Source organism: Methylobacterium sp. GC_Met_3 (assembly GCF_026540775.1).
Lineage (GTDB): Bacteria > Pseudomonadota > Alphaproteobacteria > Rhizobiales > Beijerinckiaceae > Methylobacterium.
This window is the reverse complement of the sequence record NZ_JALNUL010000002.1, coordinates 40,255-52,394: the sequence shown is the minus strand read 5'-3', so window position 1 is coordinate 52,394 and position 12,140 is coordinate 40,255. Positions and strand designations below refer to the sequence as shown.

General features: G+C 68.7%; 11 protein-coding genes. 2 read left to right on the top strand and 9 right to left on the bottom strand.

Going from position 1 to position 12,140, the window contains the following annotated elements; all coding sequences use genetic code 11:
* Positions 1-199: 199 nt before the first annotated feature.
* From rseP to OXS27_RS03565, 3 genes are all read right to left on the bottom strand, one after another.
* Positions 200-1,354, bottom strand: coding sequence for an RIP metalloprotease RseP (gene rseP / locus OXS27_RS03575; RefSeq protein ID WP_243918059.1), 1,155 nt, complete (start codon positions 1,352-1,354; stop codon positions 200-202).
* 136 nt (positions 1,355-1,490) lie between these two features.
* On the bottom strand, positions 1,491-3,068 hold the full coding sequence (locus tag OXS27_RS03570; RefSeq protein ID WP_243918061.1) for a DHA2 family efflux MFS transporter permease subunit: 1,578 nt from the start codon (positions 3,066-3,068) through the stop codon (positions 1,491-1,493).
* An 8-nt stretch (positions 3,069-3,076) separates the two neighbouring features.
* Positions 3,077-4,318, bottom strand: a complete 1,242-nt coding sequence (locus OXS27_RS03565; protein WP_267354318.1) for an HlyD family secretion protein — start codon at positions 4,316-4,318, stop codon at positions 3,077-3,079.
* A 138-nt stretch (positions 4,319-4,456) separates the two neighbouring features.
* Between OXS27_RS03565 and OXS27_RS03560 the strand changes: the two genes are divergently transcribed.
* A complete protein-coding gene (locus OXS27_RS03560) occupies positions 4,457-5,095 on the top strand; it encodes a TetR/AcrR family transcriptional regulator (RefSeq protein WP_267354784.1) in 639 nt (212 codons plus the stop codon).
* A gap of 9 nt (positions 5,096-5,104) precedes the next feature.
* Here OXS27_RS03560 and dxr read toward each other — a convergent pair whose 3' ends face one another.
* The 4 genes from dxr to pyrH form a co-directional block, all read right to left on the bottom strand.
* Complete coding sequence (gene dxr / locus OXS27_RS03555; RefSeq protein ID WP_243918065.1) at positions 5,105-6,283, bottom strand: 1-deoxy-D-xylulose-5-phosphate reductoisomerase; 1,179 nt, start codon at positions 6,281-6,283, stop codon at positions 5,105-5,107.
* 19 nt (positions 6,284-6,302) lie between these two features.
* Positions 6,303-7,172, bottom strand: a complete 870-nt coding sequence (locus tag OXS27_RS03550; RefSeq protein WP_267354317.1) for a phosphatidate cytidylyltransferase — start codon at positions 7,170-7,172, stop codon at positions 6,303-6,305.
* A 20-nt stretch (positions 7,173-7,192) separates the two neighbouring features.
* Positions 7,193-7,756, bottom strand: a complete 564-nt coding sequence (gene frr, locus OXS27_RS03545; RefSeq protein WP_243918069.1) for a ribosome recycling factor — start codon at positions 7,754-7,756, stop codon at positions 7,193-7,195.
* A gap of 116 nt (positions 7,757-7,872) precedes the next feature.
* Positions 7,873-8,595, bottom strand: a complete 723-nt coding sequence (gene pyrH / locus OXS27_RS03540) for a UMP kinase (RefSeq protein ID WP_243918071.1) — start codon at positions 8,593-8,595, stop codon at positions 7,873-7,875.
* Between the two features lie 347 nt (positions 8,596-8,942).
* On the opposite strand from pyrH, the gene OXS27_RS03535 reads away from it, so the two are divergent.
* On the top strand, positions 8,943-9,491 hold the full coding sequence (locus tag OXS27_RS03535) for a metallophosphoesterase (RefSeq protein ID WP_267354316.1): 549 nt from the start codon (positions 8,943-8,945) through the stop codon (positions 9,489-9,491).
* A gap of 288 nt (positions 9,492-9,779) precedes the next feature.
* Here OXS27_RS03535 and tsf read toward each other — a convergent pair whose 3' ends face one another.
* Positions 9,780-10,706 carry a translation elongation factor Ts gene (tsf, locus tag OXS27_RS03530; protein ID WP_267354315.1) on the bottom strand — a complete coding sequence of 309 codons (927 nt, stop codon included), beginning with the start codon at positions 10,704-10,706 and terminating at the stop codon, positions 9,780-9,782.
* 118 nt (positions 10,707-10,824) lie between these two features.
* Positions 10,825-11,892 (bottom strand): 30S ribosomal protein S2, encoded by a 1,068-nt coding sequence (locus OXS27_RS03525; RefSeq protein WP_243918083.1) that lies wholly within the window; start codon positions 11,890-11,892, stop codon positions 10,825-10,827.
* Positions 11,893-12,140 lie beyond the last annotated feature (248 nt).

Sequence of the window (12,140 nt, the reverse complement as noted above, 5' to 3'; positions counted from 1 at the left end):
GCGTAAACGTTTGTGAAAACGTGTCTTTTCCGTCCCACCCGCGCGGCCGTTGACAGCGCATTAACCGGATTTTGACCCCTCGTCGGGGCGCCGATCGGGCCGCTTCACGGCCGGATCGCGGCGGGAATGGGGCACCCTTTTCGGTGGAGGGCGGACAGGATCCCCAACGGCTTCGAGGACGGCCCTCAACCCCTCCGGATCACGTGTTCCGCCAGGACGCGCCGAGGTTGAGGATATCGTTCCAGGCGGCGAACAGCATCAGCATCAGGACCAGGGCGAGTCCGATCCGGAAGCCGATCTCCTGGGCACGCTCGCTGAGCGGACGGCCGCGGACGACCTCGAAGGCGTAGAACAGCAGATGCCCGCCATCGAGCAACGGCACCGGGAACAGGTTCAGGAGGCCGATCGAGACCGAGAGGAGCGCGATCAGGCCGACGAGGCCACCGACGCCGCCGGTCTTGGCGACCTCGCCGGAGACCCGTGCGATTCCGATCGGACCCGAGAGCTGGTCGGCCGACTCACGGCCGGTCATCAGCTTGCCGAGATACGAGAAGGTGCGCTCGACGACGAAGTAGGTCTCCTTCACGCCGAGATCGAGGGAATCGACGGCCCCATAGCGCACGAGGCGCGCCTCGGAGCCCGCAGGCGAGCGAATTCCAAGCCGGCCGATCCGATGGCGGCCGAACGGGGTCTTCTCCTCGAAGGTGGCGGGCGTCGCCTGAATGGTGAGCGGCTGGTCGTTGCGCTCCACCGTGAAGGTCAGGGGCGTCCCGGCACTGCCCGTCACCGTGCGGTACATGGCGTTGAAGTCGCCGATCTTCTCGCCGTCGATGGCGGTGATCACATCGCCCGGCTGGAATCCGGCTTGGGCCGCGACGCTGTTGGGCTCCACCGAGGAGACGCGGGCGGGCAATTCATAGCGGCCGCCGAACCAGATCGCCCCGGCGAACAGCGCGATCGCCAGGATGAAGTTCGCCACCGGTCCGGCGGCGACGATCGCGGCGCGCTTGCCCACGGGCTGAGTCGGGAAGCTGATCGCCCGCTCCTGCGGGGTCATGCGGGCCACGGCCTCGGGGTCGGGCATGCTCGCCCCGTTCACGTCGCCGTGGAACTTCACGTAGCCACCGAGGGGAATGGCGCAGAGCTTCCAGCGGGTGCCGCGGCGGTCGTTGAACCCGACGAGTTCCGGCCCGAAGCCGAGGGAGAAGGCGTGGACGCCGACGCCGCACCAGCGGCCGACCAGGAAGTGGCCCATCTCGTGCACGAACACCACGACGGTGAGCACGAACAGGAACGGGATCAGGGCGCCGAAGAAGCCCCCGGCAGTGCCGCTCATCGCGTTGAGGAAGTCCATAAGCCGATCCCTGGCCGTCGCCGCGCCGGCCCCCCGGACCGGCACATCCCGACATCCTAGCAGATCGGCGGGGCGCACCGCCAACGCAATCCTGTGCGGGCTCGCGCATCGTCGCCGCGGGTGACGGGCCTCCGCGTCAGTGGCCGCCCCCGCCTCCGGCTGCCGCGCGCGGGCGCCGGACCATCGGCACGGCGCAGGCCATCGCCAGGAACAGCACCGTCAGGGCGAGGAACACGTCCTCGAAGGCCATGACGAGTCCCTGGATCCGGACCGTGTTGGTCATGGCTTTCAGCGCCATGCCGGGGGCCGCGCTGCCGAAGGACTCGAAGCCGCGCTGCAGGCCGTCGAGGCGCTCGAGGGCGGCGTTGCTCGACCAGCTGAAGCGCTCGTGCAGCCGGGCGAGGTGTAGGTCCCAGCGGTCGTTCAGCACCGTGTTGATCAGGGCGAGGCCGACCGCGCCGCCGAGGTTGCGGGTGAGATTGAACAGGCCGGAGGCGTTCTTCATCCGGGCCGGCGGCAGGGTGCCGAGCGCGATGTTGTTGATCGGGATCATGCACAGCATCAGCGAGCAGCCGCGCAGGATCTGCGGCAGCAGCAGCTCGTAGAAATCCCAATCCTTGGTGAGGCCGGTAACGATCCAGGTGCCGCAGGCGAAGCCCGTGAAGCCAACTCCCATCATCAGGCGTGGATCGACCCGGCCCGAGAGACGCCCGGCGATCGGCGCGGTGATGAACATGAACAGGCCGGAGACGAACATGGTCTCGCCGATCATCAGCGCCGAGTAGCCGCGCACCCGGGCGAGATAGACCGGGTAGATGTAGGTCAGGCCATAGAGGCCAATGCCGAGCACGAAGCTCGCCACGCAGCCGCTGGCGAAGTTGCGGTCCGAGAAGGCGCGCAGATCGACGATCGGTTGCCTCGCCGTGAAGACCCGCCAGAAGAACAGCAGCCCCGAGACCCCGCAGACCAGAGCGCAGGCGAACACCGTCTCGTCCTGCAGCCAGTCGTGGTTCGGCCCCTCCTCCAGCACGTATTCGAGGCAGCCGAGGAAGCCCGCCATGAAGGCGAGCCCTGCCCAGTCGAAGGATTCCAGCAGGCTGTAATTGGGTTGGTCGAAATCGACCAGGATCCAGGTCGAGACCGTCACGAAGATACCCGGCACGACGTTGATTAGGAACAGCCAGTGCCAGGACATCAAGTCGGTGAGGTAGCCGCCGACCGTCGGGCCGATGGTCGGCGCGAGCGTCGCAACGAGGCCGATCATCGGCGACACGATGGTCCGCTTGGAGGGCGGAAAGATCGTGAAGGCCGCGGCGAACACGGTCGGGATCATGCCGCCGCCGATGAAACCCTGCGCGGCGCGCCAGACGATCATCTCGCCGATCGACGAGGAGGTCGCGCACATCAGGCTCATGAGCGTGAAGCCGCCCGCCGAGATCGCGAACATCCAGCGGGTCGAGAGTACCCGCGACAGGGTGCCGGAGAGCGGGATCGAGATCACCTCGGCGATCAGGTAGCTGGTCTGGACCCAGGGGATCTCGTCGCCCGAGGCCGATAGGCCGGCCTGGATCTCGTTCAGGGAAGCCGAGACGATCTGGATGTCCAGGATCGCCATGAACATCCCGAACACCATGCAGACGAACGCCACCATGCGGCGGCGATCGAGCGGCGGCTCGGCGGCGCGGGCCGGCGCGAGGGCGGCGGTGGCGGCCATCGCGGTTCTTACCGGCTCGCGGTGCTGATTGGCCGCTCGCGCGCGGCCCGGTCGAGCACCGAGCGGTCCGCGCCGGCGCGGGTATCGACGCGCACCACCGCCGACAGGCCGGGCCGCAACAGACCCTCGCGGGCGATATCGTCCGGCACCCGCACCCGCACCGGCAGGCGCTGGACGATCTTGGTGAAGTTGCCGGTCGCGTTGTCGGGCGGCAGCAGGCTGAAGACCGAGCCGGAGGCCGGCGAGAACGATTCCACCACGCCCTGGATCTCGCGATCCGGATAGGCGTCGATCGTCACCGTCACTGGCTGGCCGGGGCGCATGCGCTGGACCTGGGTTTCCTTGAAGTTCGCGTCGATCCGCACGCTCTGGAGCGGCACCAGGGCGGCGATCCGGGTGCCAGGCGCGACATAGGCGCCGGCCTCCACGGCCTTGTTGCCCACCACGCCGTCGAACGGTGCACGGATCACCGCGAAATCCAGATCCCGGCGCGCCCGGTCGACGGCGGTGCGCAGCTCCGCCGCGACGCTCTCGGCCTCGCGCTTCTGCGCCGTGAGGACATCGACGTTGGCGCGGGCCGCCAGAAGGCCGGCCTCCATGGCCTTGACCGAAGCCTCGGTCCGGTCGCGATCGGCGCGGGTCTGGTCGATGCGTGACTTCGCGACGTAATCGGCCTGCATCTGCGTCGACCGGGCGAAATCCGCCTGGGCGCGGACCGCGTCGGCGCGGGTCGCGTCGAGCTGCGCGGCCGCCTGGGCGACCTGCGCCTGGGCGGCCTCGGCCTGCCGGGCGATCCGCGCGATGGTGCTCTCCTGGGTGGCGAGCTTGTCCTGCGCGGCCTGAAGGGCGAGGCAGTAATCGCCGTCGTCCAATTGGGCGATCACGTCGCCCTTCTTCACCGAGACGCCGTTCACCACCGGAACCGCAGCGAGGTAGCCCGGGACCTTCGCGGCCAGAACGGAGATGTCGGCCTGGACGTAGGCATCGTCGGTCGAGACGAAGAAGCGTCCGACCGTCCACCATTGCCAGCCCGCATAGGCGCCGCCGCCGAGTAGCCCCGCCAGCGCGGTGAGTAGGACGGCACGCCTCAGCGGCCGACGGCGGGGCCGGGACGCTTCGGAAGGGCCGGTATGGGCGGCTGCCGGGACAGCGTCCGATGCAGGCTGCCGCGGCGCCGGGCCTTCTGCCCGCTCCTCCTCGCTCAGATCGATGGCGGGAGACGGCCGATCAGCGTCGTCGCGCAGGGACATCTCGGAGCCTCAGATCGAATGACCGAACCGTTCGGTCAAAAATCGGACCCGCCTTGACGCGAATCCGGAATGGCTTCAGGTTATGTTGACCGAACGGTTCGGTCAAGCGAAGCGGCGTCTGGGACACGGAGCGGAATGATGACGCAGGGGGCGGTGCTGGAGCGGGGACAGGCACCGCATGAGGGCGACAAGCGGCGGCAGATCCTCGACGGCGCCCGCACGGTCTTCCTCTCGGCGGGCTACGATGGCGCGAGCATGGGCGAGATCGCCCGGGCGGCCGGGGTCTCGAAGGGCACGCTCTACGTGTATTTCGACAGCAAGGAGGCGCTGTTCGAAGCCTTGATCGTTCAAGAAAAGGCGAGCCTCGCCGAGACGCTCTTCACCTTCGATCCGAACGATACCGATATCCCGGCCGTCCTGACGCGCCTGGGGATGAGCTTCCTTGCCGAGATGTCCCAGCCGCGGCACATCTCGGTGCACCGCATGGTGATCGGCGTCTGCGAGAAGTTCCCGCACTTCGGGCAGGTCTATTACGAAGCCGGTCCGGCCCGCGGCGTGTCGCGACTCGCGGCCTATCTCGACGTGCAGGTGCAGGCCGGCCGGCTGCGCATCACCGACACCACCTTGGCGGCCCAGCACTTCCTGCATCTTTGCCTGGCCGGCCTGCTCACGCGCATGCTGTTCGCCGCCGGCGGCGAGGCGAGCGAGGCCCGGATGCAGGTCCAGACCGCAGAGGCGGTGCGGGTGTTTCTGGCCGGGTACGGGCCGGGGCACTAAGGCGCGGACTTATCCGGCGGCGCGCAGCTCCGGCAGCGCTTCCGCGCTCCAGACCCGGACATGGGCGTCGATGGCCAACGCCTCGTCGACATCGGCCGGCGCGGTCCGGTACGGGCCAGCGAAATGCGTGCAGGCGCGTTCGACCAGATCACTGATCCCGTAGAAGCCGATCCGCCCGGCGATGAAGGCCGCGACCGCGATCTCGTTGGCGGCGTTCATCACAGTTGGCGCCGCGCCACCTGCAGCCAGCGCCGCCCGGGCGATCCGCAAGCACGGGAAGCGCTCCTCGTCCGCAGCCTCGAAGGTCAGGGAGCCGAGCTTCACGAGGTCGAGCGGCCGGCCTCGCTCGATGGTCAGCCGGTCGCCGAGCCCAAGGCAGTGCGAAATCGGCACCCGCATGTCGGGCAGCGCCAGCTCGGCGGTCACGGCGCCGTCGAGCCAGTAGACCATCCCGTGGATCACCGATTGCGGATGCACCACGACGTCGAGGCGCTCGGGCTCGATGCCGAACAGGTGGTGCGCCTCGATCAGTTCGAGACCCTTGTTCATCAGGCTCGCCGAATCGATGTTGATCTTCATGCCCATCGACCAGGTCGGATGGTTGGCGGCCTCCGTGGCGGAGGCGGCGGCGATGCGCTCGCGGGTCCAGGTGCGGAACGGGCCGCCGGAGGCCGTGATCATCATGGTGCGCACGTCGGCGAGCGGGCGGCCGGCGAGCGCCTGGCTCAGCGCGTCGTGCTCGGAATCCATCGGCAGGATCGTGGCGCCGTAGCGCGCGGCGTCGCGCATGAAGGCGTCGCCGGCGCAGACGAGGCTCTCCTTGTTGGCAAGGGCAACCGTGCGCCCGAGGCGGAGCGCCGCGTGGGTGGATTTGAGACCCGCAGCCCCGCTCACCGCCGCCACCACGATATCGGCGTCCCGGGCGACCGCCTCCATGACGGCGCCCTCCCCCACTCCGTTGGGAATGCCGGAGCCCGACAGGGCCTCGGCGAGCGCAGGCCCGGCGGATTCGTCGGCGAGCGCCGCGAAGGACGCGTTCAGCTCCCGCGCCATCTTGGCCAGGGCGACGGGATCCTTGCCGCCCACCAGGGCCCCGACCCGGAAGCGGTCGGCGTGCTGGGCAAGCAGGTCCGCGGTGGAGCGGCCGATCGAGCCGGTGGCGCCGAAGACGGTGACGATCTGGGTCACGGGTTCAACTCCCTCATCGTCACGCAATCAGACCGACCCCGCACAGGGCGAGATAGACGGCCGCCAGCACGGCCACCGCAAAAAATCCGTCGAGCCGGTCCATGACGCCGCCATGGCCCGGGATGATCTTCCCGGAGTCTTTCACGCCGTAGCGGCGCTTGAGGCCGGACTCGAGGAGATCGCCAGCTTGGCTCAGGATTGAGGCAACGGCGCTCACACCCGCCACAACCGGGAGGGAAGCGGCACTGGGTAACGTCATCCCTGCGAGGTCGGCCACCACCGGCACCAGGGTCCCGGCCGCGACGCCACCGATCAAGCCACCGATGGCGCCGGACCACGTCTTGTTGGGCGAGACCCGGGGCATCAGCTTCGGGCCACCGATCTTCCGGCCGGCGAAGTAGGCGGCGATGTCGGTGGACCAGACCACCGCGAACATCCAGGCCGGTCCAACGAGCCCGATCGCAGGGTCATCGCGCAGGGCCACCGGCACCGCCGCGACGGCTCCGGCGCCGAGCACGCCGATGAACGCGCGTGTCCGGCCCCATCCGGTCCGCGCCACCGTGGCACAGGCGGCGGCGCCAAGTATCAGAACCGCAAGGCAGGCCGGTGCCGGGGCGCCGCCGCGCTGGCAGAGCAGGAGCGCACCAAGCGTCGCCGCACCAAGCGCGATCAGCACCTCGCGCGGCTCGGTCCGGCTCATGGCCATCCACTCGGCGAAGCCAATGATGCCGGCCGCCAGCCAGATGCCCGCGAAGGGCCAGCCGCCATAGACCAGCCCCGCCAGCACGCCGGCCCCGAGCACGAGGCCCGAGGCAACGCGCAGCCACAGCTCGCGCCGGCCCTTGCGCGGAGCCTTGGACGGCGCAGCCGGTGCGGTTGCGGAGGTCACGAAAGTCTCGGCCGGCGGCCTTAGACCTGCATGATCTCCTTCTCCTTCGAGGCCAGCACGCCGTCGATGTCGGCGATGAACTGGTCGGTCGCCTTCTGCACGTCGGCGGCCTGGCGCTTCTCGTCGTCCTCCGAGATCGCGCTGTCCTTCAGGAGCTTCTTGAGATGGTCGAGACCGTCCCGGCGGACGTGGCGCACGGCGACGCGGGCCTCCTCGGTGTACTTGTGGGCGACCTTGACCATCTCCTTGCGCCGCTGCTCGTTCATCTCGGGGATGCGGAGCCGGATGGTCTGTCCCTCGGTCTGCGGGTTGAGGCCGAGATCGGATTCGCGGATTGCCTTCTCGACGGCGGTCACCATGCTGCGATCCCAGACGGAGATCGACAGGAGCCGCGGCTCCGGCACGCTCACCGTGGCGACCTGAGCCATCGGCATCGCCGCGCCGTACGCATCCACCTGGATCGGATCGAGGATCGAGGGCGTGGCGCGCCCGGTGCGCAGCGAGCCAAGATCCTTCGAGAGCGCGGCGACGGCGCCCTGCATCCGGCGCTTGATGTCGTTGAGGTCGAATTCCGGTGTAGCCATGAGAATCGTCCCGAGACGTCTGACGTGATCTTCTCGCCCGGCGCGGGCAGTCGCGGCCTCAATGGACGAATTTTTTCAGGGCCGCAAACGGTCGCGGCCCCATCGCGGCCGCGGCGTCAGGGCGCGACCAGCGTGGAGGGTGCGTCGCCCGACAGGATCGCGGCGATCGAGCTCGGCGGGTGAAGCGAGCCGACCACGATCGACAGGCGGCTCTCCCGGGCCAGCGCGAAGGCGGCGGTGTCCATGACCTTCAGGTCGCGGGCGATCGCCTCGTCGTGGGTGATGCGATCGTAGCGGGTGGCGTTCGGGTCGGTCTTCGGATCGGCGGAATAGACGCCATCGACCTGCGTCGCCTTCAGCACCGCGTCGCAGCGCAGCTCGGCGGCGCGCAGCACGGCGGCAGTGTCGGTGGTGAAATACGGGTTGCCGGTGCCCCCGGCCAACACGACCACCTGACCCTTGTCCAGGTGGTGCAGAGCCGGCTGCCGGGCATAGGTCTCGCAGATCGTCGGCATCGACACGGCCGACATGGTCCGCGCCTGGACGCCGGCCGCGTTCAACGCCGTCTCGATTGCGAGCGAGTTCATGACGGTCGCCATCATGCCCAGCGAATCCCCGGTGGCCCGGTCGATCCAGCCGGCCGCGGAGATGCGCGCACCGCGGATCATGTTGCCGCCGCCCACCACGATGGCGACTTCGGCACCGGCCTCGATGGTGCGGGCGATGTCATCGGCCAAGGCCGCCAGCGTCGGCGGATGCAGCCAGTAGCCGTCCGGTGCGGCGAGCGCCTCCCCCGACAGCTTCACGAGGATACGGCGAAATGGCGTCGTCTCCGGCATCTCGATCCCCGTTCGACCCGCCCCGCGCGAGCCGGGTGGCTTCTACGTCAACCGTGTGAGCGCCGTCGAGGGGCCCACCGCGATCGGAGGGGGATCGTCGGTCGAAACATCACCGACGCGCGGCCGACGCGCAGCTCTGGCAAAGGGTCCGGAAACGACCCCCGGCCCGGGACATCCATGCGCATCGCCTAAATGATCAACACAGAATCCAGCAGCGTCGGCGGCGCGCCCGTCCGAGTTCGCGCAGGCCCGTGCGTTCCTGAACCGCCTGTCACCGCCCTGGATCGGCGTGCCCGGCAACCACGACATCTCGCCCTACGATCTGCTGCAGCGGTTCGCGATGCCCCTTGCGCGCTATCGCGCCGGAGATGGAGCCGAGCTTCACGGATTCGGAGATCGGTGTGGTCTGCCTGAACACGGTGCGGCGCTGGGCGCCGGAGCCGGATTGGTCGCATGGGGTGATCCGGCGCGGTCAGATCGCCCGGACCGAGGCACGCCTCGCGGCGATGCCGGAGCACCTGTTCAAGATCGTGGTGGAGCACCACCCGTTCAGGCCGCCGCCCTGGGACGCGGAGGCCCGGCTCGTCGGGCGCGCCGACCTGGCGCTGGCCGCGTTCCGCCGCTGCAGCGTCGGCCTGAAGCTCGCCGGGCATCTGCACCGGCACTATGCGCGCTTCGCTTTGGATTACGATCCCACCACGGACGCGGTCGCTCGTGGTGTGATGGACGGCTGCCGGGGACGTCTGCTGGAGGTCCAGGCTGGCTCGACGACCTCGACGCGCCTGCGCGGGAACGATCCCAACGCCAAAAACCGCATCACCATAGCGGATGGCTGCGCCACCGTAACGGTCCGAGTCTGGGATGGCGGAGCCTGGGTCGATGCGGCGCCGGAATGATGAGAGACCACCATGCCGGCACCGATCATCAGCTTCCCGTCAGGACGCCGACGGCGCCAAAGATGGTCATCACAAGGCCGGACGCGAAGGCGCCGATCATCAGGTAGGAGAGGGGCTTCAAATGCATGCGCGGACCGTACTGCGCATCTGCGAAATGCAGTGTGCGCCGCAACACGCAACCAAAATGGCCCGGTCCAACCGTCGAAAACAGGAAGCCCCGCCCGGCCGTCGCCGGACGGGACTCGATCAGGGAGCGGTCGAGAAAACCCGACCGATCGCCCGCTGCGATCAGGCGCGACCGGCCTGCTGAGCGACCTCGGTGGCGAAGTCCGGACCGTCTTCCTTCTCGATGCCCTCGCCCAGCGCGTAGCGCACGAAGGCCGTCAGGGTCACCGGACCGCCGACCTTGGAGCCGGCTTCCTTCAGAACCTGGCTCACCGTCTTCGAGCCGTCGTGCACGAAGGGCTGCTCCAGGAGGGTGACCTCCTTGTAGTAGCTCTTCAGGCCGCTCTCGATGATCTTGGTCATCACGTGGTCCGGCTTGCCGGCGTTCTTCTCGCGCAGGATGTTCGACTCGCGCTCCACCGTGGCCGTGTCGACGCCCGAGGCGTCGAGCGCCACCGGGTTGGTCGCCGCGACGTGCATGGCGATCTGGCGGCCGAGCGCCGAGAGCGCCTCGACATCGCCCTCGGATTCCAACGCCACGAGCACGCCGATCTTGCCGAGGCCCTCGGAGATCTGATTGTGCACGTAGGAGGCGATGACGCCCTTCTTGACCTCGAGCTTGGCGACCCGGCGCAGGTTCATGTTCTCGCCGATCGTGGCGATCAGGGCCTGCAGCTTCTCGGAGACGGTCTCGGTGGCGCCCGGGAAGTGGGCGGCCTGGAGGCCCTCCAGCGTGCCGTCGGTGTTGAGCGCGATCTTGGCGGCCTCGCGGGCGAAGGCCTGGAAGGCGTCGTTGCGGGCGACGAAGTCGGTCTCGGAGTTCACCTCGACAACCGCGGCGTGATGGCCGGCGGACTCAACGGCGACCAAGCCCTCGGCGGCGACGCGGCCGGCCTTCTTGGCGGCCTTGGCGAGACCCTTCTTGCGCAGCCAGTCGACCGCGGCCTCGATGTCGCCCTGCGTCTCGTTGAGCGCGCCCTTGCAATCCATCATGCCGGCGCCGGTCGTCTCCCGGAGCTCCTTCACCATCGCGGCGGTGATGTTGGCCATGGCGGTCCCTTTCGTGTGGTCTGGATGAGAGAGGCCCGGCGCGCGGGTGAGCGGCCGGGCCCGGTATGGCTGGAAGCGCGACGGCCCGATGACGGGGCCGCCGCGAACTCCCGATGGATCAGGCCGCGGCGGCGGCCTCGACGAAGCCGCGGGCCTGCGAGACCCACGAATCGCGATCGATGCGGCCGTTGAGCTTCAGGTCGGCATCGACCTTGGCGACGTCCTCGGCGGTCATCGCGGCGATCTGCCAGTAATGGTAAATGCCGGCATCGTTGAGCTTCTGCACGATCTGCGGGCCGGCGCCGTTGAGCTTGGTCAGGTCGTCCGGCGCGCCGCGCGGGGCGGCGAGCAGCTCGAAATGCTCGGTCGACTCAGCGAGCATCGCCACGTCGGCCGGATCGAGAGCATCGGACTCAACGGTGACGGCCGCGTCGTCGTTGGCCGGCAGCTCTTCGGCCATCGGCTCCTCGGAGGCGCCGAGATCCATGCCCGACGAGCCCTGCGCGCGCGAGATGCCGTCGATCGCGGCCTTGGCGATCAGGTCGCAGTAGAGCGCGATCGCGCGGCCGGCGTCGTCGTTGGCCGGGACGATGTAGCTGATGCCGTCCGGGTTGCAGTTGGTGTCGACGATGGCGGCGACCGGGATCCCGAGGCGGTTCGCCTCCTTGATCGCCAGCTGCTCCTTGTTGGTGTCGATCACGAACAGCAGGTCGGGGACGCCGCCCATGTCCTTGATGCCGCCGAGCGCCTTCTCGAGCTTCTCCTTCTCACGGGAGAGCATCAGGCGCTCCTTCTTGGTCAGACCCGGGCCGCCGGTCTCCAGCGTCTCAGTGACCTTGCGCAGGCGCGAGATCGAGCCCGAGATGGTCTTCCAGTTGGTGAGCATGCCGCCCAGCCAGCGGGAGTTGACGTAGTACTGGGCCGAGCGCTTGGCCGCCTCGGCGATCGTGTCGGCCGCCTGGCGCTTGGTGCCGACGAACAGCACGCGGCCGCCCTTGGCCACGGTGTCGCTCACCACCTGCAGCGCCTGATGCAGCGCCGGCACGGTCTGGGCGAGGTCGATGATGTGGATGTTGTTGCGGGTGCCGAAAATGTACGGCTGCATCTTCGGGTTCCAGCGGTGAGACTGGTGACCGAAATGGGCGCCCGCCTCGAGGAGCTGACGCATAGAGAAATCGACGGCCATATCTGTGTACTCTCCGGTTGGATCCGCCGCGGAGGGATGCAGCCGCCCGACGCAGTCGGACGACCACCGGAAACGCCTCATTCAGGCATGAGGCCAGCTCCGCGTGTGGGATGGGCGGGCCCATAGCAGAGTGCGGCGTTGGCGGCAAGGCAGCGACGTTTCGGACTGTCATCAGGTTGAAGCGCGACGCCTTTTCCCGGCGGCATGCAGCGAAGCGACAGGCAGCCCGGGATTCGGCACAGGACTCG

Bases quoted from the DNA above. Each gene is read 5' to 3' on its own strand.
- OXS27_RS03560 (WP_267354784.1), top strand. From the start codon at position 4,457: ATGACGCAGGGGGCGGTGCTGGAGCGGGGACAGGCACCGCATGAGGGC.
- tsf (WP_267354315.1), bottom strand. From the start codon at position 10,706: ATGGCCAACATCACCGCCGCGATGGTGAAGGAGCTCCGGGAGACGACC.
- frr (WP_243918069.1), bottom strand. From the start codon at position 7,756: ATGGCTACACCGGAATTCGACCTCAACGACATCAAGCGCCGGATGCAG.
- pyrH (WP_243918071.1), bottom strand. From the start codon at position 8,595: ATGCCGGAGACGACGCCATTTCGCCGTATCCTCGTGAAGCTGTCGGGG.
- OXS27_RS03525 (WP_243918083.1), bottom strand. From the start codon at position 11,892: ATGGCCGTCGATTTCTCTATGCGTCAGCTCCTCGAGGCGGGCGCCCAT.
- rseP (WP_243918059.1), bottom strand. From the start codon at position 1,354: ATGGACTTCCTCAACGCGATGAGCGGCACTGCCGGGGGCTTCTTCGGC.
- OXS27_RS03565 (WP_267354318.1), bottom strand. From the start codon at position 4,318: ATGTCCCTGCGCGACGACGCTGATCGGCCGTCTCCCGCCATCGATCTG.
- OXS27_RS03570 (WP_243918061.1), bottom strand. From the start codon at position 3,068: ATGGCCGCCACCGCCGCCCTCGCGCCGGCCCGCGCCGCCGAGCCGCCG.